The sequence below is a fragment of the Burkholderia reimsis genome (assembly GCF_003294055.1).
Classification (GTDB): Bacteria; Pseudomonadota; Gammaproteobacteria; order Burkholderiales; family Burkholderiaceae; genus Burkholderia; species Burkholderia cepacia.
The window spans coordinates 190380-215498 of sequence record NZ_QMFZ01000001.1 but is presented as its reverse complement, the minus strand read 5'-3'; the positions used below and the strand labels follow the sequence as shown (position 1 = coordinate 215498).

Genomic DNA, 25119 nt, shown 5'->3' with positions numbered 1-25119 from the left:
GTTCGTGCTCACGCCGCCTTCCGGGCTGGCGAACGGACAAGTGTTCCTGTCCTGCACCTTCTCGTCAGCAACGGCACCGCCTACGAACTTCGCAGCCGATATCGCGATCTGGCCTCTGGGGAGCAAAGATGAGCGTAGCGTTCGAGCAAGTGGCCAAGTCGGGCCTCTATCAAGTCCCGTCCGGCGCGTCCGTCGGCTGGTGCGCGTACCTGCTCTCCCCGCAGGACGACAATCCGAACGCGCCGATCCCGCTTCAAGCCGCGCTGACCGGCTTTAGCGGCTCGTTTGTATTCGCACCGGCAGCCCCGTCGTTCACCAGCACGGAAGCCGCCAACGACTTCGTATCGGCCGTTCAGAACTGGCTCGTGCCTTCCGGCGTGCCGGGACGGTATTGCGTCTGGCTCCCCAGTGCCGCTCCGCTGACCTTCGGGGCGCCCTCCTTCAGCGACAGCAACGCGAAGTATTTCGCGTTCTCCTTTTCGCGGCAGATCGCGGGGTTGACGCTTCAGTCCGACTTCAACGCGAACGTCGGAACGAATCTCTTCCTCTCGATACCCAGCGGGATCTTTCTCGACACGCAGCAAGACAGCCTCCACTTCCGGGGGCTCAGTCCTTTTATCGCCATCAACTGTCCCGCCACGCTCAGCTTCACCGTTGCGTCAACCGAAAACGCCGAAAACGAGGCCTACCTGCCGTTCTCGGGGAACTGCGCGGGTTGCCTCGTCCTGGCCGGCAAGATGACCATCACGCCCGGGGCCGGCAATCTGCTCATCGGCATGCAGTTCGCCCACGGGAATCCGGGAGCGCCCGATACCGTGCAGCCGTTTCCCCTGCTGGATTCGAGCGCGGCCCAAACGATGCCCTACCTGGCGTCGTTCGACCCGCTCGATCCGATCTGCGCCGGCCCCTTGTCGCAATCGCAACCGGCCGCAGGCATCTATCGCACGATCGTGACGCTGCCCGCGCCGGGTGCCGAGATATCGTTGCCGAGTTGCTACCGCACCGCGACCAATCAACCGGTGCACCTGCTTCCGGTTGCGAGCGGCAGCGTGCCTTCAGGGCCAGCCGCGTACGACGCGGGCTTCGTCTTCCAGCCCGTCACCCCGAAGGCCATCGATCCGGCGACCGGCCTGCCGGTCAGCACCACGCCTTACGTCGCGCCTGTCGGCAACTATCGGCTCGGCGTCGCGGGGAGCACGACCGGGATTTCGGTGCTGTGCGGGCTTGCGGGCACCGAAACCTTGAACATGACGTCCGCCGACGGTACGGCGGCAGCGGATCTGCTGCGGTTTGTCGCCTGTTCGCCCGCCTACACGCCGGTCTTTCCGTTGCCGGCCGCCGACCTGTCCAATCCGTCCTCGGGGGTAGCGACGCCGCCCCTTCCACAGCCCGCCCCCGGCGCAACGGCGTACCTCACGAGCTGGGCCGAAGTCATCGCCGGGGCGCAGGCGGCGCCGACCTACAGCGCTCAGCCAGAGGGCAATCCGCTCTTTGGCCAGGCCGGCCCCTACGGCAACGGCAGCACCGTGGTCGGCGCCTTGCATCCCACCACGACGCTCGGGCCCGTCAGTTTCCCGCTGGCGCCCTGGGCCGGCGTGCCGGTATCCGACACCGAGGGAATCCCGCCGGACCAATGGAGCAGCTACGACGCCAAAGTGCTCTCGGCAACCCGGCGCAATGCGATTCTCGCGTCCGCGCGCCCCCTGATCGCTTCTGCCAAGGCGGCCCGCGCGGCGCTCGCGGCGACAGCCGCCCCGCCGGCGGTCATCCCCAACGGCACGACCCCGCAAGGCTTGCTCGCGCAAATCGAGACGGCAGGCGGCCAGACCGACTATGCGGCGGTGATTCTGGCCCAGTCGCAGCCGGATCCGGCCCAGACGCCCATCCAGATGGCGTTTCTGGACATGAGCCCGGAGCTTCAGGGCCTGTTCCAGACCAACCAGTTGTTCGCCGTCATCGTCAACGACCAGTACGTGGGCACCTCCGCCGATGGCAGGTTCGCCAACACGGTGGACGTCGCCGGCTGGACCATGCAGGCCAATGTCGGCGGAACCGCCAGCTCGTCGAACGTCAGCAACGTGCTCATCCTGAAGTTCTGCGTCGGCACGCTCGTGGACCTTGCGGCCACGCCGAGCACATGGGTCGACCCGGCCGACTTCTCCAACCCGGATGTCAGCTCCGGCGTGGCCGTGCTGTCGCAAGCGTTGCAGGACTACTTCGCCAACGCGATCGCCAAGGCAGACGCGGGCAACACGCTCTACGCGAACTTCAAGGCCATCGTGACCAACCCGCAGTGGCAAGGCGTACTCGTGCTCGCCGCCGACATGACGCCCGAGGATCTGCCGCCGCAACTCGCCGGCCTTGCCGCGGGCATCGATTTCAGTCAGTTTCGCGCCCACCACTTCGGCGTGACGGCAAGCCCCGTTCACTTTGACGGCCAGAACTTCTCCATCCCCGGACAAAGCAGCTTCTTCGGGCTCGTCGACTATCAACTGCCTGCCTACGTGCAGAACCTCGCCGCCGGCGGCTCGCCCACCCAGCCGCTGCCGCTGCCCGCCAGCGGCGACTACGACTTCACCGTCCTGCAGCTGCAGAGCCTGTTCTACAACAGCACCGTCATCGATTTCCGGAGCCACGTGCAGGTCACGATCAACAAGGCCCTCGGTTCCACCGTGACGGCCTCGTACGCGGGCGCCACGCGGCTCGCGGCCAACGGTGTCGTGCTGACCGGGTACTACCAGAGCCAGGGCGACACCGGCACCTACCTGTTCGAAAGCGACGCCACGACGGTGATGGTGCCGGACAGCAACGTCCTCGATGCGCTCGTGATCGACAAGATGATCTACAACACGCTCACCAGCAACGACGGTGCGACGCCGCCCAACATCCTGAGCCGCATCCTGATCTGGGGCAGCCTCGACTTCGCCGTGCTCAACGACGGCAAGGGCAACACCTTCGACGTCATGTCCTATGGCATGCCGGTGGGCACGGATGCCGCGCAGGCCACCGGCGGCCTCACGTTCTCCAACCTCCACATCGACATGTCTTCGCCGGTCGAGAGTCCCAACATGACGACGTACCGGATCGTCGAAACGGACATGGTCTTCGATCAGGCAGGCAGTCTGCTTCGGGCCGGAAGCACGGCGGCGGGCCTTGCGCTGCAACCGCAGCGCTTCGTGGCGGCCACCGCCGGCACGACGCCCGCCGCCAAGGGCTACCTGCCGGTGCGCTTCACAACGGGCGCGCCGCCGCAATTGCCGGTGTCCCAGGACTGGTACGGCATTTCCTTTCTGGTCAACATGGGCGGCCCGGGCGCGCTCGCCTCGGCCGCGGGGTTCACCTCTCAACTGCTGTTCGCGTGGAGCCCGCAATCAGCCCGCAGCGCGACAAGCTACGCGGCCTTTGCGGGCCTGCAGCTTCCGGGGGCTTCCCCCGGCGCCAGCGCATTCAGCCTGCAGGGCGTGGTCAAGCTGACCGTCGGCAGCCTCTCGCTCTCGTATGCGCCGATCGACAACGGCGTGAAGCCGCCCACCTACACGTTCACGCTGTGTCTCGGCGATATCGCCGTCAGCTTTCTGGGCCTTGCCAGGCTGCCCTCGAGCGCGAGCATCGACATGTTTCTCTTCGGCGATCCCAACGGCACCGGAAGCCTGGGCTGGTACGCGGCCTACGTCGAGAACAGCGCATCCGCGAACGCCCGGCTGGCGACCTCCCTGGAGACGGCGCAATGAGCACGATTCTCTACTGGAATATCCAGGACTTCGCGATCAACAAGATTCAGGACCAGGGGAAAAAGCGTAACCAATACGGCAAGCGCCGGAAGCTCGACACCCACTCGGCGCTCCGGTTCAACTACATCGCCGACCATGTCGAAGACCTGCAACCGCAGATCTTCGTCGTCGTGGAGGTCGAGGCGCCCCAGCTCGCCGCGCGCGGAGAACTCGTCCACGATTTCAGCGGCGGCGGCTCCGGACTGCTGGTATTGCTGCAAAGCCTGCGGAACATCGGACCGTACGATCTGGTGCCCCCCATCAAGACGGGCAACCACGAGAGCGTCGGCATCTTCTTTCGTCGTGACCAGCTGGTTTTCACCGGTCCCAATTTCTGGGCCGGCGGCAACGGACCATCGCCGAACGCGACGACCTTCGCAACCAGTGCCGACTATCCGTTGAATTGGCGGACCATGGCCGCCACCGCGATTCCTGCCGGCGCGTGGAATCACGGCGGCGGCGCAACCCAGAACCGATGCGCGGCGCGCGTCGAGTTTGCCCTGGCGGCACCACCTGGAGGCAACGTCAACTTCGGCACGCTGAGAGCGCCGATGCAGGCGACGTTCTGGGATATCGCCAACAATCGGAACGTCAATCTCTTCATCGTGCACTCGCCGCCATCGCCGGCCGCGGCCGCGACCTTTCTGAACAACCTGGCCACGATTCCCGCCATCACCGGCGCCGCTGCCGCCGACGAGATACGCCTCGTCCTGGGAGACTTCAACCTCAACCTGCTGACGCCGGCCGGCGCCTACACGAACTGCTACGGCAGGCTCTGCGCACCGCCGGTTGCCGATCCGTTCACCGTCGGGTTGCTCCCCAACCCGATCGGTCCCGCCCCGGTGCCGGGCATGGTGGCCCAGTACCGGGCCTACTTCGCGACGCATATCCTGCCGATCAAATCGACGAAGGATCGGGAATACGGCAACGTCATCCGTCCGGGAGCGAGCTTCTGGAGCACGTCGGTCAGGAACAGCAACTATCCCGGTTTCGACTACACCTCGGTTTCGTACGACCGCGCAGGCAACATCGTGTCGCCGTCCGATTCGCTCGACAACATCCTGTACAAGACCGGCGCGGCGGCGGCCGTCGTGAACCCGCCGCAGATGACGATCATCAACGGTGTCGTCGGTTCGGTCTATCGTGCCGTGGGCGGCAACCCCGGCGCAGCCAATGTCGGGCACCAGGCATTCACGACGCAGCTCGAAACCGTCTGGAACCTGGTGTATACCCCGCCGCCGCCTGCGCCACCGACGAACATACCGCCCGACGTCGCCGTCCGGGCCACCACCGCCAACATCCTGGGCATCCGGAACGGGTTCATTCGCAATCTGGACAACTACCCCACGGTGCGCGGGACCAGCGATCACCTTCCCCTCTTTTTCAGCTTCTAGACGAAGCGCGGCGCGCCTGTTTCGAACGTCATGCAGCCCTAACTACCCGGGAGTTCAATCGTGTCTCTTCAGTCGCTGCAGACCGCCTTCGCCAACGCCTCGTGGCCCGTCACCCTCAACGCCGCCTTTCTTTCCTCGGCGGGCGTGACGCCGCCTGCGGGCTTCGATGCGCTGCTCAAGAGCGCGTTCTGCCTGGGCAATGCCACGGGCCTGCCGGTCGGGCAAGGCACGGTCGGCGCGGTGACCGGCGACACGTTCAGCGTCACGGGCGCAACGCTGACGAACGGACTCTTCGGCGCGACGGCCGCCAATACCTCCGTCGCGCTCGTGTTCACGCTGCCGGCGGACACCTCGATCCTGCTGGTGCAAATCGTCACGAGCTTGCGCGGGGGCTGGACCTTCGCCAGCAGCGCTTTCCAGATGGTAGGCAAGCCGTTTTCGACGCTCGCCATCACGCAGCCCTGCATGCTGTTTTCCTCCGCAGCGGGCAGCGTGAACTGGCCCACGCCGTCGAGCAACGCAATCGCGCTCGCCGCCGGCATGAACTTCGCGGGCACGGCGCAGCTCAACGACTATGCGCAATCGATCCTGGGCTTCACGAGCCCGGCGCTGACGCTGCCTTCGCCGCTCGTCATCAGCGGTCCGTTCGACGCGTCGGCCGTCGCCGCCTCGGGCGCCTATCCGGTCATGGATCTGAAGGCATGGCTGCCGCCGACGAGCTTCTCGTTGCTCGGCTTCAGCGCCGTCGCGCCGCGCTTCGAGTTTTCGATCGGCCCCGTTCCGGCGGACGCGGACCCCGACGACGACGTGGACGCCGCGCAGGACATCGCCTACGTATTCGCCGCCACCGTGACCACGGCCTCCACGCCGCCGCTCGTGGTGGACTGCTCGGTCGTGATCTTCGCGGACAACGCCGCCGGCGGCGGCAACTACTCGCTGTTCATCACGCCGTCGAAGGCGCTGCCGAACGCCCTGACACCCGCGAACATCGCAGCCATCGCCGGCCTCGGGACGCCATTCATCGACGCGGTGCCGGCGCCGATCCAGCGCTTCTTCACGAGCATCGCCCTCTACGGCGTCAACGTCACGGCCGTGTGGTCCTCGGGCGCAGCCATGCCATCGATCACGTCGACGGGCGTCTCCGTCGGGACGGTGGACGACTTCAGCCTGATCCTGATCGACGACCCCACCGGCAAGTTCAGCGTCACCCTCACCTCGCTCGAGCTGGACTGGTACGTTCTCAATCCGGCCACCCAATCCAGGCAGCAATCGCTGCTGTTCACGAGCACGTTCACCCTGATGCCGACCGTGTTCAAGGACGACGACGGCAAGGATGGCGGACAGTTCGTCGTGACGATCGACCAGAACTACGCGATCACCGCCGCCTTCAACGGCCAGGTCAGCCTGGCGGACCTGCTGCCGGCGATCACCGGCGGCCTCGTCGGCATGCCCTCGGGCATCGACGTGACGTTCAGCGACGTCCTGCTCTCCATCGATACCGGCGCCGGGGCGTATTCCTTCTCGTTCGCCGTCACCCTCGAATTCGACGTCATCACCTACAACGGCAATCCGCTGCTGCGCGTGCAGGACATGGTGCTGGCGATCAGCGCGCAAACGCCGCGCAAGGCGGGCGCGAAGACGACCTACAGCGCGTCGATGAAAGGTGGGCTGATCGTCGGCCCCGTGGGGCTGAACGTCGCAATCGAGTACGACGGCGCAGCCGAGCACCCGCAATGGCTGCTCAGCAGCTCGCTCGCGTCGCCGCTCAATCTCGGCGAACTGCTCGTCGACCTCTTCGACGTGCTGGACAGCGATCTCGGCAGCTTCCTCCCCGATTTCCTGCCAAGCCATCTCGTCGTCGATACGTTCGCGGTCGACGCCGTCATTCCCACCGGCAGCGGCGCGTCTTCGTACTCGATCTCGGGCTCCCTGGACTGGCGCACCGACGCGCTGCCCGGGTTGCCGATCGCGTGCAAGGCGAGCCTCGCGCTCGCCTACGACGGCAGCCAAGCGACCAACCGGTTCTCCGGCTCCGTACTCGGCACCATCAGCCTCGCGTCGATCCCGTCGCTCACGATCGGCTACGCGTTCAACCAGCCGGGCAGCCAGGGCGGAACGACGCTGACCGTCCAATGGGCGGGCGTGACGGGCGCCTACGACAGCACGCATCAGACGATCAGGCTGTCGTTCAACGGCTGGAGCCTCGGCACGCTGGTGACGGAACTCGTGGCGCTGACCGGCGATGCCTATTTCACGCTGTCGGGCCCCTGGACCTTCCTCAACGCGATTTCGCTGGACGGCCTGTCCGTTACGTTCTATCTCGCCGCCGACGCGAAAAACCAGATCACCGCCTCCTACACGCTGCCGAGCCCGATCACCACCGGCTTTCTCAACATCGAGGGCTTCGACTTCAATCGCGATCCGAAGACGAACAGGATCCTCTTTTCGATCCGCGGCTCGTCACCGCTCGCGAGCAGCAGCGACCAATGGAAAAACCTCTTCGCCAGCCCCGACAACGACGGGTCGAAGCCGGCGCAGGGCCAGGACGTCACCCGGATGCCCGGTGTGCCCGGCCAGGGCAACGAGCTCTTCGACCTGCAGCTGCTGGCCCTCGGCCAGCGGGTGTCGATCAACGACGCCAACCTCGACACGACGAAGCAGGTCATCGATTCGCTCAAGCTCATCCCGAGCACGCTTGCCGGCGGCGGCAATCCCGTCAATCCCGGCAGCGGCGCGGCGAACCAGCCGTATTACAACGCGCAGAGCAACTGGCTGATTGCCGCCCATATGCTCCTGCTCGGCGTAAAGAACCCGGGCGGCAAGGGCTACACCTACACCATCGACGTCATGGTGGTCTTCAACGACCCCAATCTCTACGGCCTGCGCCTCGCGTTCGCAGGCAGCAAAGCCGGCCCGCTCGCCGACCTGTCGTTCGACATCATGTACAAGAAGGTCACCGACAGCATCGGCGTCTATCAGATCGAGTTCACGCTGCCCACCGCGCTGCGGCAGTGGAACTTCGGCGCGGTCAACATCACGCTGCCGTCGATCGGCGTGGAGGTGTACACCAACGGAGATTTCCTCTTCGACGTCGGCTTCCCGTACAACATGGATTTCTCGCAGTCGTTCGTGATCCAGATGGTCGTGCCGCCCGGCATACCGGTCATGGGCGGCGGCGGCTTCTACTACGGTCAACTGAGTAACGCAACGGCGACCAACCTGCCGAAAACGATCTATGGCACTTTCGATCCGGTGATCGAGTTCGGCCTCGGCCTGCAGGCCGGCATCGGCTACTCGATCGACAAGGGCATCCTCTCGGCGGGCTTCTCGATCACGTTCTTCGGGATCATTCAGGGCGTCATCGCGCCCTACCATCCTTATCAGTTGCCGAACAAGCCCGACAGCGACACCAGCGTCCAGGCCACCAACTACTTCTGGCTCGAAGGCCAGTTCGGCATCTGCGGCAAGCTCTACGGCACCGTCAACTTCGCCATCATTTCGGCTAGCGTCTCGCTCACCATCACCATCGCCGCACAGGTCGTCTACGAGGCCTACCACGACATCCCGCTTTCGGTCTCCGCGTCCGTCTCGGTATCGGTTTCGGTGCGCATCAATCTCGGCCTCTTCTCGTTCTCGATCAGCTTCTCGTTCGCCACGACGATCTCGGAGGACTTCACGATCCGGAACCCGAGCGGCGCCCCGGCGCCCTGGCTTACGCCGCCGGGCGCGGCACGGGCGCTCGAGGCGCCGCGCGGCCGTGCGCTCCCGGCAAGCGACCGTTACCGCGCGAAAGTCGGACGGATGCGCCGCATGGAAGCGCGGCGCGGCTTCGTTCCGTTGACGTTTGCCGCCCATCCTTCGTTCGCGGCCCATGCGAGGGCCAACGCGGCCGGCGTGGCCGACGCGGCTCCCGCGACCCTGACGATCCTGATGGCACCGCAATTCACCGTGCTCGCGCCGGATGTCGCCAATCTCACGCTCGCGGGCCAGCAAGGCGCGTTCGTCACGCTGTTCTCGATGGACGCGCCTTCGGCGGACGGCAAAGGTAACGCGTCCGGCTCGTCGTTCGCGAGCCTCTGCAGCGCACTGCTGCCGTGGGTGATCACCTCCCATCCGGGCGTCGCCGCCGATGCGTTCGACACGACGCCCGTGACCATCGAGGATCTGAAGGTCACGCTCAATTCGCTCGCGTGCCCCACCACGCAGCCTGCCATTCCCATGGCGAGCATCGTCGATTTCCTGAAGGCGACCTTTACGGTTGACGTCGTCACCGACCCTGCGCTGCTCGACACATCATTGCAGGACCGTTTCACGGCCGGTGCCGTGATCTTCCCCGCGCTCCCGGGGCTCGAACTCACCGTGCCGTCTCCCACGGCCGAGGGCAAGACCGTCTCGATCGCGCTCGGCGACTGGGCCCAGGTCACGCCGGACTATCGCAGCGCCGTGATCGCGGCGTTCAACAAGCTCGCCGCGACGCTCGTCAATCCGGCGAACCCTCCGGCGTCGCCGCCGCCTTCCGACTGCCCGCCGGCGACCCCGAGCTCGACGCCGGAGTCGCTCACGCAGGTCGTCTTCGAGGATTCCTTCGCGTTGATCGCGCGCCAGCTGCTGCAAGCCGCGATCGACGCCTACGCGTCCTACCCGTACGTCCTGCGGCAAAACGATTCGATCCAGTCGATCGTCGATTTTGCCCACATCGACGGCAAGCACAATCCCGACTTCACGCCCGCCGATCTCGTCAACGCCAACAGCGCGCTGGCGCTCGCCGCCGGCAACGTTCTCCAGCTTGCGGGCCTGGGGTACACGGTGCAAAGCGGCGACACGCTCAACGCGATCGCCGCCCGTTACAGCGCGCCGTCGAACTCGACGGCGGCCTACGCGACGGCTCCCGATGCGTTGATCGTGCTCGACGCCAACGCGCGTGCGACGGCGCTGCTGCAGCCGGGCGTCACGATCACGGTCGGAGCGGCATCGACGACGACCGAACCCGGCAGCAGCTTCGCATCGGTCGCCGACGCGCTCGGGATCCCGTTGGCCACGCTCGCTGCCGACAAGAATCTGTGGGCGATGAACACGCTCCTGCTGCCGGGCGCGACGCTTGCGATTCCGTCGATCGCCTACACCACGGCAAAGAGCCCGCTCGACACGCTCGAATTGATCTTCAACGCGTTCGGCCTCACGACGGAGGCTTTCGTCGGCGTGGCGCAAAACCTGACCGTCACCGGCCTCTTCGCGTTCGATGCGAGCCGGGCGACGCTCGTCCATTTGTCCAACCTGGACGACCTCACGGGCGAGCAGCTGGCTCAGGCAGTCGCTGCGGGTGAAACCATCGGCAACACGGCCGGCATGGTCTCGCGCTTCATGCTGCAAGGGCTGCGCCTGCCCAGCACGTCGGGGCTCACGTTGCCGTCGGGCTTCCTGTATCCCGCGCAGCAGCCCGACTACGGCCTCTATCAGCTGACCGGCCAGCAATTCCCGGTGACTTCGTTTACCGAGGTTCCGGTCTCGCTGGCGAAGGACAAGACGCTCGACTGGCTGCAAATCAACGGAAGCGCCGGCAACGACTCGGGAAAGATGGACCTCACGCCGGCAGCGGCGCATCTGCAGACCGTGCTCGACTGGGCCATCGCCCACGGCTACAACCCGAGCGGCCAGGACGTGGACCCGCCGCTGACCGTCGCCGCCGAATCGCCGCTTCGGCTCGTGCCCCAGCAGTTCGCGGCGTCCGCGTATCTGCCGTGGGCCACCTCGGGCACGGCCGAGATGCTGCGGATCGCATCGGCGCCGGGGTTCACGCCGAGTCCTACGGCGCAGGTGAAACCCATCGTGTGGGCGCTTCCGTCCTCGCTGTTGAGCGCCGTCGAGATTCAGCAAGGCGCGTTGACGGCGGATGCGGACCTGAGCGCTGCGCTTCCCTATCTGCCCGTGCTGGCGCCGATGACGCTCACCACGGACCCGACCACGCATATCGCGATCCCCGCGCCCGTGGACGATTTCACGCTGGCCACGCGCATCGACTTCAAGATCCGTCAACTGCAGCAATCGGCCGGCGCACAGACCCAGACGGCCAGGACGAACACGCTGCTGCCGGCCGGCCCCGGCAACACGCCCCCGGTCACGCAACTCGCCCCGAATGCCTATGAGCTGCTCGGCCCCAACCCCGGCGACGCGCAGTTGCTGGAGCGCATCCTGCTCCTGCTCAAGGCAGCCGGGCCGTCGGCCGTCAGCGGCCTGATCGTCGGCTACGGGGACCCGTCCGGCGCACAGGCCGGCCTGGTCGGCCACCTGACGAGCGATGTCTACACGTTCGTGACGCGCACCAATCTGTCGACGCAGGGCAATCCGCCGCCCCAGGTTCGCCGTGCCACCGCGGGCCTCGCTTCCGCCGACGACGCCCAGCCATCGCTCGTCAACAACTTCGCCAACGACTTCAGCGAATTCATCCAGTTGCTCTGGGAGTTGAGCACCGTGCAGTCCGGCGGCTACAGCTTCTACTGGAACGGGTTGGCGAAGGGCACCGCCCTGCCGTCCGGCATCTTCGACGCAAGCGGCTATGCGACGCTCACGATTCTCGTCACCTATGCGCGCGACGCGAGCCTGCCCTCGAGCGCCCGGATGACCGACTGCTGCAATGCCGTCGTGACGACCGGCAACATCGATCCGGCCCGCAGCACCTTCGTCATGGTCTCGCAGTCGAATCCGCAAACGGCCGGCATGCGCAGCACCGATACGCTCGCGAGCTTCGCGACGCGTTATTCGATGACGCCCGGCACGGTCGCCCGCGACAACCTGCTGGCGCCGCTGACCCAAGGCAGCACCTTCGCGTTGAGCGCCGCCGTGCACGAAGTCACCCCTGCCGATGTTGCAAGCGGCGACGTCTGGGGCACGGTCGCGCGCTACTACTCGCATCACGCCACGCCGGCCACGGTCATCACCGCCGCGGCCCTGCAAGGCTATAACCCTCGCGTCACGGCGCCCACGCTCTACACGCTGCTGTTCATTCCCACGATCGATTACGTCGTGCAACAGGGCGATACCTTCTCCGGCATCGCCGATTACTTCGGCCTTGACGCGGAGCAGGTCGGCAGCATGGCGCAGCACGCAGCGGGGCTGATTGCAGGCACGCAACCGCTGAACGTCGATTCGCAAAGCTTCTCGGTGTCGCAGTCGATCGGCGTCGGCAACATCGGCCTGCAGCTCGCGCGGGCGAATCTCCCGACGCCCACCGATCCGGCCAGCGCCGACTATGGGCAGCAGTACCTGTTCTCGCTCTACTCGCTGCTCGACGCCGGTTACTACGCGAATCCGTTCTTTTCGAACAGCGTCGCCGGCCTGCCCTTCGGGCCGACGAACAACAGTAGTGCGCCGCAGACCCGACGGCAGCTTTCCGCACGGCACGCCGATCGCACGCTGCAAGCGTCGTTGCGGCATGCGTCGCGCGTTGCCGCCATCCGCGACCCCGATGCGCGCCGGGCCATGCTGCAGGCTGAGGCGGCCAGCGGCATCCTCGGCTATGAACAGGCGCTCACGTTCGGCGCCAACGCGCTCGCGAACGCCGCACCCGCCAATCCGCCGGCGCATCTTCCGCCGGCGAGCGCCAATCCGTATCTGGGCGTCGGAACGTTTGCGCAGCTCAACCTGCGCTGGCTCGACGTATTCGGCAACCAGACCGCCACGCCTTTCAACGATCCGCCGACGGATTACGCCGGCCCGCTGAACAACGCCCCGATACCGATCCTCTACACGGATCGGCTCATCGCGCTGAGCCAGTGGCCGAATGTCAGCGCGTCCTACCGCTACGCGGGCGCCGCAGGCGCGCCGCAGCTGCAGATCACGCTCCAGCTCAACACCGCGGCCTACCAGCCTTCGGCGGGCCAGCCGGCGCAAGCGGCGGTGACCGATGCGACGCTCTTCAACAACGTCTACTTCCAGCTCAATCAGGACTATTCCCGCCTCGGTATCCCGGGTCTCACCGGCGCCGCCGTCACCCTCGCGATCCGCAACAGCCTGACGGGCGCAGCGGCACAGCCACTCGACACGACCGCCTCCGCGCAATTGATCGACTTCGTCAACCGTTGCGCGCAGACCGTCAATGCCGCCGCCGCAAGCCAGCCTGTCGCACCGCCGGCGAACCTCTCCGTCACGCTCACGCTCGACGTCGATCTCGCGAGCGTTGTCGATCAGAACGTCACCCGTCTCCAGCTCTGGCTGGTTCAGCGCCGCCGGACGGATCTCGTCGACCCGAGCCTGCTCGATACGACGGGGGGCGCATCGATCGAAACGGAGATCTCGCCCCACCTCGATTACGTGCTCTCCGTGCCGGCGCCTGCCGGCGAAGCAGACGACGCGGCGTCCGATGCGTCCGTGGACGCGCTGCTCACCTTCGCCCGCGACTTCGAAACCGCGTTCGTCACGCACGACTGGCAACTGCGCGCGGGCACCGGACCGGCGGACCCCGACGAGGCGCTCTCGAACCAGACCTACACGGTATGGTCGGTTCGCTTCAACCTGAACGACTCGTCGAAAGGGATCGCGTTCACGCTGGGTACAGCGGCCTCGTTCTTCGCACCGAAGCCGCTCGCCAACAGCCTCTATTCGGGCAGCGTCGTCCTGCCCGTCTACACGACCGGAAAGCCGCTGGAGTTTGGAAGCGGCCCCATCACGCGCTTTACGAACGTCGACCTGAACGGCTGGTTCGGGCAGGCACTGGGACTCGTCGACAACTTCCTGTCGCCCACGTATGTCGTTCAGACCTTCATGCTCGACAAGCTGCAAGGCAACGATCCGGCATCCGCGGGCTACCTCTTCGACATACTCCAGGACAAGTCCGCGCTCGCCACGACGATCGCCGGCACCATCCGGTCGATCCTCGCCCAGCCGGATGCGTCGCCGGCTACGCTGGCGGCCGCCAGGGAGACGTTGAAACAGTCCCTGCTTCAGCAGCTCGGCAACGCCTACGCCGTCACCGCGACAGTCGTGCTGCCCGTGACGAACGCCACCACCCACGAGCCGCCTCGGCCGGGCACCGCGAGTCCGCCGTCCCTCTATGGGCTCCCCGTGAATCCCGCCCCTTCGGCACCGAACGCGAAGGCGCCCAACTATACGTTTTCGCAGGCGCTCCTGCCGCTCAATGCCAGCAAAGGCGGCAAGGCCGAGGAAGACGGAACCGCCGAGTCGGCTCTCGCCTTCCTGTTCACGTGCTCGAATCCCACGTTGCAGACCAACGTGTCCATTCCGCTCACGTACCAGATCACGCATCTGCAAAACGACATCACCGCCGTGGCCGGCATCGACGGGTACCGCCAGAGCAGCTGGATCGGGTTCGTCACGGGCCCGATCCCGTATCCGATCAATGCCGGCAACAACCTGGAAATTCCGGTCGCCTTGCTTGCGCTGCCCACCCCGCCGACGGCGCAGGCGCAAACGGCGGACGCGAGCAAGCTGCCGACGGCCCCTGCCCCGCACGACCTCGCACACTGGGACTATGCGTTCACCTACGTGCCAAGCGGGGTCGCGCAGGATTCGCTGCTGGGGACGGTCGCCTTCAACACGCGCGCCGCGCAATCGAACAGCGCGAATGCGCCGTCCAATGCCCTGTTCGTCGCGCTGGCCGGACTGCTTTCCTGCGCACCCGCGATCTTTGCGGACTTCAATACGTACCTGCCACAGATCACGCCGGATATCGGCACCACCAGCCCCGCCTTCCTCAACGCAGCCGCCGCGCTCGCCGCATGGAAGACGCTGATCGGGAGCCTGAATGCCGCTTACTCCGATTGGGCGAACCGCACGCTCTCCGCGCGCGCCGTGCCCTACGCCGCGCCCTCGGGCCCGCCGCCCGTCACGCTCAGCTTCTCGGTCGAGCTGGAAAAGGACAAAAGCGATGGCTCCGCGCGAGTCATCGTCGATCATGTGAGCGGTGACGCAAGCCTCGTCCCGCTCATCGAGTTCCTGTCCACGTCGTATACCCCGCTGCCCGCCGATCCGCCCCCGGCATTCCCTGCGACCTATCGCTACTACGATTCAGCGACGAAGGAGTATCTCGGTTATGACGCCGCGCTCGGACTGCCCATGACGGTGGCCTTCCCGGCGCTCGATGCGATTCGTTACCAGACGGGCGACACGTCGATCGAATTCCGGCGCAATCTCGATCTCGTTCCCGGCAAGACGGTCAGCGACGACTTCGTGTTCTCGACGCCGCCCGTTGCTTTCGCGACCCCCGCCGTTCCGCTCGTGCCGGCACCCGGCACGCGCTACGACCTCGCGTCGCTCACGCCGCCGGTCGCGCCGCCGGCGCCGCTATCGGCATATCTCGACGCGTTCTTCACGCAATTGCTCGCGACGGACGACGCAACATGGGTGATCGCTCAGGTCAGCGCAAGTGCCCGGTACCCGATCAGCGCGGCGGTCGATGGCCCTCGCATCACGCTACCTGTTGCGCTGATGCCATCCGGCGAACCGTCGGCGTCGAACGTCGCGGCGCTCGCCAATGCCGTCAGCGCATGGCTCACCGACCATCGCAGCGCGTTGAAGGGCATCGGTGCAACGATCAACCTCGCCGTGACGCTGCACGGCACCGCGCCGGGAGTGAGCCTTCCGATCGTCAGGATGGACGACGTGTATGTCGATATTGACGACCTTGCCTGAACGTTCGTTGCTCCGGCGCCGGAACCGAGGGGGGCAATCTGCCAGGTGGACAGCGAGGCTGCCTGTCCGCCCCTTCGTTTCGGCCGATTTGATTGGCCGGCCTGCCGGTACCCGCGCGAGACGGGCTGACCGTCTTCGCCGCGTACCCATGCGACCGTCGACGCGCTCGATCGTCACCGAACCATGCCGCCGCGAGTCGAAACGCGCGCCGTGGCAGCACCTGAAACGCGAGCGCTTCGATACCCCGCGGGCAGCTGCTCGAAGAAGGCTCGAGTCGTTTCGCGCAAGCGTCCCGCTCGAGCCGACAGCCTGTCCGGCAACCCGGTGCCCGACGTGCATTGCGATCGAGCGATTTCGCCGCCTGACCTCGATAAAGTCAGGCGTCAGGTTTCGCAATCGCTCTCCGGGGCGCATCGGTTTCCCGCGCCGAGCTTTTTTACGCGGGCCCGGCGCACTCAGAACTTGTGACGGATGCCGGCCGCGACCACCGCCTGGCGATCGTTGCCCGACGCGGCCAGATTGAAGATCCCCGCGTTACCGAGCACCGCGACACCGTCCGCGCCCGTCACGCGCTGATACACGCCTTCGAGATAGAGATCGGTGCGGCGCGACAGCGCATAGTCGGCCTGCAGCATGAACTGGTTCCACTTCGGCGCGATGCTGCGGCCCGCATCGTCGAAGCGGCCTTGCGTGAACGTATACGAGCCGCCCAGCGAGAAGGCCGGCGTCAGGAAGTAGCGCCCGTTCAGTTCGTAGTTGCTGAAGGTCAGCAACTGGCCGTTCACGGTGCCGTACGCGCCGCCCTGCGACAGTTCGCGCGGGTCGTTCAGGATCGTTCTCGTATAGACGAAGCCGATCGTCGCGTGATCGAACGCATAGTGCGCGCCGGCGCCGAACGTGCGCCAGCGACCGCCCGAGAGCATCGCATCGCCGTCCGAGCTGCTCAGCGAGCCACCGGTGTTCCGCGGCGCATTCACGCCGCCCGGCTGGTTCGACTGCAGGTACGCCACGGCCACGTCGAGCGGACCGTTCGCATACCGCGCGCCGACGCTGTACGCGTTGTTGTTGCTGAACCCGCCGCCCTGGTTGCTGAAACCGTACGCGCCGCCGAACGTGAAGCCGCCATAGTCTGCACTGCGGAACTTCACCGCGTTGTTCATCCGCGTGTCGTTGGCGAGGTTGTCGTTGTCGTACGGGTGATCGGCGAGGTTGCCGCCGAATCCCGAGCCCGTCGCCGACAGCGGCGCGACGAAGTCGACCAGGAAATCGTATTGCCGGCCGAGCGTCACCGTGCCCCATTGGCGGCTCGCGAGGCCGACCCAGGCCTGACGGCCGAACTCGTCGCCGCCGTTGCCGAACTTGCCGTTCGCGACGTTGAAGCCGTTCTCGAGGGTGAACACGGCGGCCAGGCCGCCGCCGAGATCCTCGTTGCCGCGCAGCCCCCAGCGCGACGTGCTGACGTTGCCGCTCTGCACGCCGTAAGCGGGCCCCGCGCCGGCCGCCGATTTCTGGTTGCTGATGTAGTCCAGGCCCGCGTCGATCGTGCCGTACAGCGTGACGCTGCTCTGCGCATGCGCCGCGCCTGCAAGCAGGCACGCAACCGCTGCCGGGATTGCCAGAAGTTTCTTCATGATGGTTTCGCTAGAGTGGATCGGTCTTCTCGCATCGCCGGCCGGTGTGGAACGGCCGATCCGTCCGCGATGCGATGGCGCACAATTTAGGCAGCGGGCATGACAGCGCCGTTATCGAAACGGCCCGAAAAATGAAACCTTTTTCATCCTCGCGATGCGCCGCATTCATGTCCGTGCGAAACGCGCCGGCGCATGAATTTCTTTTCACGTTGCGTATGCCGATCCGATAGCGCCGCTCCCCTATGCTTGTCCCCAACCCGATGCGCGGCATCGACTGGCCGCACCGGGGATGATCCAGTCAATCATCATGAGGATTCCGAACATGAAAACCACCACGATCGTCGCTTCCACGCTGCTCGCCGCATGCGCCGCACTGTCCGTTCCCGCGTTCGCGCAGACGAGTACCCAGGCGACGCAGATGACGCCGGCCGCCACCAAGGACGGCGTGCCCGGCGCGCAGGCCGCCGGCCAATGGGTGCCGCCGTACGGACAGCCGATCCACGAGAAGACGCGTGCCCAGGTCTACGCCGAACTCGTGCACGCCGAACAGGACGGGCAGATCAAGTACCTCGACTCCACGCTCTATTCGCATTGATGCGCACCGCCGTGCGGCCGGGCGTGCCGCCCGGCGCGCGCCGCCCATCCCTCGCATCACCCGTCATTCATGAAGCTTCGTCCCTTGCTCGTTCGTTCCGCCCGTGCTGCGCTCGTCGCGATCGCGGCCGGCGTGATGCTGTCGGGCTGCGCCGGCGCGCAACCCGACGGCCCCGGCGATTGTGTCGGCCCGCCCGATTTCTGTGTGCCGTTCTTCGGCTCGTAAACGCACGACGGGCGCGCTGCCATCGGCAACGCGCCCGTTCGTACAGGGGGGCCGCGCGGCTATGCGTCCGGCAGCGTCACCTGGTAGCCGTAGCGGCTCACCGTATCGATCCGGACATCGGGCAGATGCCGCGCGAGCTTGCGGCGCAGCCGCGACACCACGAGATTGACGCTCGACGGGTCGACATCGTCCTTGTCCTGCCACACATACCGGATCAACTGGTCGCGCGGCACCGGCGCGTTCGGATGGCGCATCAGGCATTCGAGCAGCAGGCATTCGCGCCGCGTCACGGCGAGGCGCAGCTTGCCGTCCTTGAGTTCGCGCGCGAGCGTTTCCAGCATGGACACCGACGCGACCGGGCCTTCCATGTCGCGCGGCCCGGCCAGCCGCTGCAACGCCTGCAGGCGCTCGTGCAGCTCGATGAACGAATACGGCGCGCCGAAACACGCATCGGCACCTGCGTGCAGCGCGCGGATGCGCTCGCGCGCCGACGCCTGGCCGATCAGCACCACCAGTGCCGCGCCGCCGCCGTCGGCGACGAAACGCGGCAGCATCGCGATCAGCGCGGCATCGCTGCCCGGCTCGAACGCGGTCGCGACGATCGCGTCGAACGTCTCCTGCGACGCGAGGAACAACCCGTCGCGCAGGTCGTCCGCACGCTGCAGGCTGTGCCCGCTCTCCTGCAGCGCCTTGTACAGCCACGCTGCTTCCGGGTGCGGCGAAGTCACGAGCAGCACGCGCATCGTCAGCCCCCTTCGCGGCAGCAATGCGCGCGCACCTGCAGCCGGATGCGAACGACCGTCATCCGAGCGACCTCGGCCAGCATTCGATCGTCACGCGCGTGCCGGGCTCGGCGTTGCCGATGCGCAGCGTGAAGTCGTGCACGTTGACGACCGTCGACACGATGCTCAGGCCGAGCCCGGCGCCGGCGAGGTGCCCGGTGCGGCGGCTGCGGTAACGATGCTGCAGCACGGCCTCGCGCTCGTTCGCCGCGATGCCCGGGCCGTTGTCGACCACGTCGATGCGCGGACCGGACGGCGTATCGTGAAGTTCGAGGCGCACGGTGTCGCCCGAGGTCGTGTACTTGAGCGCGTTGTCGAGCAGGTTCGTGAGCGCCTCGAACAGCAGCGCGCGATCGCCGTGAATCCGCGCGACCGGTTCGACCAGCACGACGAAATGGATGGCACGGCTGTCGGCGAGCGGCTCGAACAGTTGCCCGACGTCCGTGACGAGATCTTCCAGCGCGAGCTCGGCGAACCCGCCGCGCCGCTGCAGCGACCCGATTTCGGCGATACGCAGCATCGCGCGAAACCGGCTGAGCAGCACGTCGGTCTCGTTGCGTGCGCGGGCGACGAGCGACGCCAGCGCGGCATCGTCGAGCCCGTCCGCGCGCTCCGCCGCATGCGCAAGCAGCGTATGCACGTGCGCGAGCGGCGTGCGCAGGTCGTGCGCGATACCGTCGCAGACGCCCTTCACCTCGTTCATCAGGCGCTCGACTTCCTCGAGCATGTGATTGACCAGATGCGACAGCAGGTCGATCTCGTCGTGCCCGCCGATCGGCAGCCGCTGCCCGAGGTCGCCCTGCGCGATGCGCTGCGTGATGCGCCGGACTTCCTTCAGGCGCCGCATCTGCCGCACGCTGAGAATCAGGCCGCCGACGACGCCCGCGCCCAGGCAGAACAGGCCGCCGCCGACCAGCGCCTGGATGATCGCCGCGCGAATCCGCAGGATGTGCGTCAGGTCGCGCCCGAGCACCAGCACGTCGCCGTTGGCGCGCCGCTCCGCCATCGTGCGGACGACCGGCGGCACCTGGTCGCCCGCGATCGTCATCGTGTGGTCGAGCGTCACGCCGTTGCGATCCGGCCGGATGCCGTCGGGCATCGCCAGCACGTCGCCGGCGACATGCCTGCCGTCGGCCGTGAAAAGTCCGTAGTAGTTGGTGTGCATCCGCTCGTGCTCGATCCGGTGCTGGATGGCCGCGGCAAGTTGGCTGTCCTGGAGCGAATCGAAGTAGATCATCTGCCAGTCGATCACCACGTCGGTTTCGCGCTCCATGTCGTGCGTGATGATCGATGCGATGAAGCCGAGCAGCAGCATCACCGAAATGGAAAACGTCACCGCATAGACCGACACGAGCCGGAACGTGCTGGAATACCAGCGACGCTTCGGCGCCGGCGGGACATGATCCGTCGAGGACGTCAAGGTCGCGAACTCAGCCAAGGATGTAGCCCGCGCCGCGTACCGTCTGGATCATCTGCTTCGCATCGGGCGGATCGATCTTCTTGCGCAGCCGGCCCATGTGCACTTCGATCAGGTTGGTGCCGGGATCGAAGTGATAGCCCCAGACGGCCTCGAACAGCATCGTGCGCGTGATGGTCTGGCCGGCATTGCGCATCATGTATTCGAGCACGCGGTATTCGGTCGGCAGCAGCGCGATTTCGTCGCCGTCGCGAAACACCTTGCGCGAGATCAGGTCGAGCCTGAGCGGGCCGACGGTCAGCGTCGTGGCGAACGGCGCCGGCGCGGTCTGGCTCCGGCGCAGCAGGACCTCCAGGCGCGCCGCCATTTCCTCGGGATCGAACGGTTTGGTCAGGTAGTCGTCGCCGCCCGCACGCAGGCCGCGCACGCGTTCGTCGACATCGCCGAGCGCGCTCAGCATCAGCACCGGGGTGCGCACGCCGACGCTGCGCATCGTGGTCAGGATCGTGAGGCCGTCGACGACCGGCAGCATGCGGTCGAGCGTGATCACGTCGAACTCGTTGCCGAGCGCGCGGGCCATGCCGTCGCGGCCGTTCGCCACCCATTCGACCGTGAAGCCGCGCCCTTGCAGCTCCCTGACTATTTCGTTCGCGGTGATCTCGTCGTCTTCGATCGTCAGTACGTGCGCCATGGCCGTACCGCTCCTGGCCAGCCTGTCGGGCAGGGCCGGCGTGTTACCGGGGGAAACTGATGATGCCATTTACGATTCTCGTCTTCAGCGAAGGTACGCACGCGCTTCGACACCCGAAGGGTGAGCGCGTTCGGATGGAGACTACACGCGCGCGTGTAAATCGTGCGCGTCGACTTCATGAAGAAAGTTTCATCAACGGCGGCAACGCCCGCCGGCGTTACCGGCGCGCGTTGTTGCGACAGGATGCCGCACGGCCCTTCGCCTTCGCGCACGGACGGTTGCAACCGATCGCGTCGAAAGGTATCGGTAAAGAATCGCGCATCAGCTTCGGTGCGGCTCCACGCCGGGCTGATCGACGCGATGCGAAGCGACGCGATGTGCCGCGTTCTCCACACGCTGCATGCGCTCGGCCTTCTCGTGCGCGAGCGTCACGTCGGCAATCGCGAGCCCCGTTCCCTGCACCTTCGCGAACGCCAGCACCGGTGAGCACACCAGCGCGACGAGCGCGGCCATCCTGACGGTCTCTTTCATTGCATTACCCCGATGCAGGCCGCGCCGTGCGCAGCGTCGATTGATCACGGGTTCGACGATACGCCCGCACGGCTAACCGTTCGGTCGCGCGTGCATGAAGGTTTTTTTAAGGTTCGATGCGTACGACGACGATCGCTTCCGCGCGCGGTCGATGCGGATAAAACTAGTTTCATCTTCGCGCGGCCGTTTCGATAGTCCACGGTGCCTAACCTGTGTCGTGAGGTCGACGCTGGCAATCCACCGTACGGCCGGTTCCCAACGCTTCCCAGGAGTCGAAGATGAAACATCCCGCCCGTTACCTCGCCTGTTCCGCGCTGCTCGCGATGAGCTTCGCCGCGCATGCCGCACCGACGCTCACGCCGGCGCAATGCCACGACTATCCGTTCGTGCATACGCACGGCCCGGTCTCCCATCAGCAATTGATCAACGAGCTGAACGAACTGGAATCCGTCGGCTACAACCCGTCGTCGGGCGACGAGAGCAGCTATCCGGACGATATCGATTCGGCGCAGGCGCGCCTGATGAACGAGTATCAGAAGGATTGCGCGGGCGCAGCTAACACCGTCGCGTCGAACGGCAACTGACTCGCCACCGGCGAACGATCTCCGAGTTTGCGCGCGTGCCTCGCGGCCGCGCGTTTTTTTTCGTCGATGCCGCGCGCGCTGCGCGACCGTCTTTATCAACGACGGGCGGATCGCGACGGAAGGCAACGTCGTGATCGTGAACGTCGCCGGACGCGCGGTGATCGGCGCGATCGACTTCACCGGATACCACGGGCCGCCGCGACAGCGCGTTGTCCTCCGTATGGCAAGCACATACGCGCTCGCGATCGGCTTCAACGTGCGGTGTCGCTGTTCGGCGGCACGACGACGCTCGTCACCGCATGGCGCGTCAATCGCACCGACGGCACGCCGCCTGCCGTCCTATCCGACGCGATACATCGGCAGCACGTTGCTGCCGGCCGCTTCCTGACCCGACGCGAGCGGATGGCGCGCCTGTTCGAGCAGCCAGTTGGTCAGCACCGCGATGTCGAACTCGTTGCACGCATCCGGGTTCTGCACCAGCACGTAACTGCCCGATGCGACCGTGCAGTGCGCGAACAGCTCGACGAGCCGGCCCTGCTTCAGCAGCCCGTCGACCAGCGGCCGCCGCCCGATCGCGATGCCGTGCCCGTCGACCGCCGCCTGCACCAGCTGGTCGTACTGGCTGAAATGCAGCGCGCCGGCAGGCCGCAAGCGCGGCACGCCGAGTTCCTTCAGCAGATGGCTCCACCCGTGCCACGGCCATTCGCAGCGCGGATCGTCGAGATGCAGCAGCACGTGCTTTTCAAGGTCCTCCGGCTTCATCGACGCCGCATCGCCCGCCGTCGCCATCAGGCTCGGGCTGCAGACCGCCACGACGCGCTCGCGAAACAGCACGTCCGTATCGTCCGTCGACGTATACGGCCCCGCATATCGCACGGCCAGGTGCAAACGTTTGCGCTTAAGATCTTCAATTTCGCTCGTTGCCGATACGCGCACGTCGATGTCGGGGTAGCTTGCGCGGAACGAACCGAGGCGCGGAATCAGCCACAGCGCCGCGAACGATACGGTCGTCGACAACGAGATCGCGCGCTGTCCCACGCTCGACGACAGCTTGCCGATCACCGATTCCAGGTCGGACAACGCGAACGAGATCGCGTCGTACAGCTCCCGTCCCTTGTCGGTCAGCGTCAGGGATCGAATGTGCCGGTGAAAGAGCTCGATCCGGAGTTGCTCCTCGAGTGCCTTGACCTGCCGACTCACGGCAGATTGCGTGACGTTCAGTTCCTGCCCGGCGCGTGTAAAGCTCAAATGACGCGCCGCGCATTCGAAGCCTCTCAGGAAATCCAGCGAAGGCATACTTCTCAATCGTTTTGCCAATCTCACATTAGCCATACCGCCGCCTCAAAGTTGCACCCATCGACAGGCAAGTCGCCTTTCGTTCCCCTGAATCGTTTCTCCTATTTGGATTCTGAAGCGATTTTATATTGAAGGATGGATGCGGATCATTCTTATTTTCAATCGTGACACTTGTATTTATCTATCGATTTTAGCCACCACGGAAATTCTTACATTAAAATTATGAAGTAGTGATTTTGTAAATAAATATCCAGGTGGAATGATGCCGGGAACGGCCTGAAAATACCCGCAAAAACAGCGCATTGCGGGCGAAGAACGATGTCATGACGGGCATCCCGACGTCGCAACGGAATCACGCACCCGCGCCTACAATACAATTTCAGCCGCCCGACATATTTATTAATTTGCCGCATTACGGAAAGAAAACACACCTCAACATACACGCGGAATACCATTTAAATCCGGAATTCCATGTTTATAAAAATATACTAAACGCACGAAATTGGATTGAACTATGCAATAACAGGAAATTGATGAACCAATTGTGTCCGGAAATGAATATCCCGCCGGCCGGATAGAGCACGCCGTGCTCACCACGTCATCTTGCCGGCCGGAATCGGTTCCGCCCATGCTGGGCGGAACACGCATCCGCTATATGGCGTCCACCATGCCATCCGCCACACGGTTCGTCCGCGCGGTCACTTCGCGGCGATAGCGGTTCAGCTCCTGCGCGGTCGTGAATGTGCGCTCGAACAGGATCGACAGGTTGTGCAGGATCCGCTCGACGACCTTCTTTTCCCACTCGCCGTCGAACCGGATCTGCTCGTCGAGCCAGCGCTCGAGCCATTCCGGATCGGGCAGGCGCGACTGCACGGTATCGCGCGGGAACAGCGCCTGGTTCACGTGCAGGTTGGTCGGGTGCAGCGGCTTCTCGGTGCGGCGCGCCGACGCCATCAGCACGCCGATCTTCGCGAACGCCGCGCGCGCGACGTCGCCGCAGTTGTTCAGCGCCTTCTTCATGTAGCGCAGGTAGGCGCCGCCATGGCGCGCTTCATCGCGCGAAATCGTTTCGTAGATCTGCTTGATGACCGGCTCGGTGTGCCAGTCGGCCGCGCAGCGGTACCAGTGGTTCAGGCGGATCTCGCCGCAGAAGTGCAGCATCAGCGTCTCGAGCGGCGGCGCCGGGTCGAATTCGAAGCGCACCGCGTGCAGTTCCTCTTCGGTCGGCACCATCTCCGGCCGGAAGCGGCGCAGGTATTCCATCAGCACGAGCGAATGCTTCTGCTCCTCGAAGAACCACACGCTCATGAACGCGGAAAAGTCGCTGTCGTGCTGGTTGTCGCGCAGGAACATTTCCGTCGCGGGCAGCGCCGACCATTCGGTGATCGCGTTCATCTTGATCGTCTTCGCCTGCTCGTCGGTGAGCAGCGAAGCGTCGAACTTGTCCCACGGAATGTCCTTCTCCATGTTCCAGCGCACTGCTTCGAGCGACCTGAATAATTCCGGATAGAGCATCGTCGTCACCGTCGTTGAACAACGTTCCGGCACGGCACGCACGC

Annotated in this window: 13 protein-coding genes; 6 read left to right on the top strand and 7 right to left on the bottom strand. The window is 65.6% G+C overall.

The genetic code is table 11. The features are described 5' to 3' along the window. Positions 1-128: 128 nt before the first annotated feature. From DPV79_RS00965 to DPV79_RS00955, 3 genes are read left to right on the top strand one after another with little or no spacing between them, the layout of a single operon-like run. Positions 129-3731 carry a hypothetical protein gene (locus DPV79_RS00965; RefSeq protein ID WP_113044525.1) on the top strand — a complete coding sequence of 1201 codons (3603 nt, stop codon included), beginning with the start codon at positions 129-131 and terminating at the stop codon, positions 3729-3731. Beyond that, positions 3728-5164 carry a hypothetical protein gene (locus DPV79_RS00960; RefSeq protein WP_113044524.1) on the top strand — a complete coding sequence of 479 codons (1437 nt, stop codon included), beginning with the start codon at positions 3728-3730 and terminating at the stop codon, positions 5162-5164. The genes DPV79_RS00965 and DPV79_RS00960 overlap by 4 nt, the downstream gene beginning before the upstream one ends. A 60-nt stretch (positions 5165-5224) precedes the next feature. Further along, positions 5225-15808 (top strand): LysM peptidoglycan-binding domain-containing protein, encoded by a 10584-nt coding sequence (locus DPV79_RS00955; RefSeq protein ID WP_133295597.1) that lies wholly within the window; start codon positions 5225-5227, stop codon positions 15806-15808. A 455-nt stretch (positions 15809-16263) separates the two neighbouring features. On the opposite strand, the gene DPV79_RS00945 is transcribed toward DPV79_RS00955, so the two are convergent. Further along, positions 16264-17439 (bottom strand): porin, encoded by a 1176-nt coding sequence (locus DPV79_RS00945; protein ID WP_113044522.1) that lies wholly within the window; start codon positions 17437-17439, stop codon positions 16264-16266. Between the two features lie 322 nt (positions 17440-17761). Between DPV79_RS00945 and DPV79_RS00940 the strand changes: the two genes are divergently transcribed. Beyond that, the gene (locus DPV79_RS00940; protein WP_113044707.1) at positions 17762-18034 is read left to right on the top strand and encodes a DUF4148 domain-containing protein; all 273 of its coding nucleotides are present in this window, start codon (positions 17762-17764) and stop codon (positions 18032-18034) included. Positions 18035-18103: 69 nt separating this feature from the next. Next, positions 18104-18259, top strand: a complete 156-nt coding sequence (locus DPV79_RS42460) for a hypothetical protein (protein ID WP_165589098.1) — start codon at positions 18104-18106, stop codon at positions 18257-18259. Positions 18260-18318: 59 nt separating this feature from the next. On the opposite strand, the gene DPV79_RS00935 is transcribed toward DPV79_RS42460, so the two are convergent. The 4 genes from DPV79_RS00935 to DPV79_RS00920 form a co-directional block, all read right to left on the bottom strand. Further along, positions 18319-19002 (bottom strand): response regulator transcription factor, encoded by a 684-nt coding sequence (locus DPV79_RS00935; protein WP_113044521.1) that lies wholly within the window; start codon positions 19000-19002, stop codon positions 18319-18321. Positions 19003-19060: 58 nt separating this feature from the next. Further along, a complete protein-coding gene (locus DPV79_RS00930; RefSeq protein ID WP_244321699.1) occupies positions 19061-20392 on the bottom strand; it encodes a HAMP domain-containing sensor histidine kinase in 1332 nt (443 codons plus the stop codon). A gap of 79 nt (positions 20393-20471) precedes the next feature. Next, the gene (locus DPV79_RS00925) at positions 20472-21149 is read right to left on the bottom strand and encodes a response regulator transcription factor (protein ID WP_021160456.1); all 678 of its coding nucleotides are present in this window, start codon (positions 21147-21149) and stop codon (positions 20472-20474) included. Between the two features lie 321 nt (positions 21150-21470). Next, the gene (locus DPV79_RS00920) at positions 21471-21680 is read right to left on the bottom strand and encodes a hypothetical protein (protein WP_113044519.1); all 210 of its coding nucleotides are present in this window, start codon (positions 21678-21680) and stop codon (positions 21471-21473) included. Between the two features lie 278 nt (positions 21681-21958). On the opposite strand from DPV79_RS00920, the gene DPV79_RS00915 reads away from it, so the two are divergent. Beyond that, positions 21959-22264, top strand: a complete 306-nt coding sequence (locus DPV79_RS00915; RefSeq protein ID WP_113044518.1) for a DUF4148 domain-containing protein — start codon at positions 21959-21961, stop codon at positions 22262-22264. A gap of 339 nt (positions 22265-22603) precedes the next feature. On the opposite strand, the gene DPV79_RS00910 is transcribed toward DPV79_RS00915, so the two are convergent. Together DPV79_RS00910 and DPV79_RS00905 are read right to left on the bottom strand one after the other, a co-directional pair. Continuing rightward, positions 22604-23596, bottom strand: a complete 993-nt coding sequence (locus DPV79_RS00910) for a LysR substrate-binding domain-containing protein (RefSeq protein WP_048027489.1) — start codon at positions 23594-23596, stop codon at positions 22604-22606. Positions 23597-24211: 615 nt separating this feature from the next. Continuing rightward, positions 24212-25084 (bottom strand): ferritin family protein, encoded by an 873-nt coding sequence (locus DPV79_RS00905; protein WP_113044706.1) that lies wholly within the window; start codon positions 25082-25084, stop codon positions 24212-24214. Positions 25085-25119 lie beyond the last annotated feature (35 nt).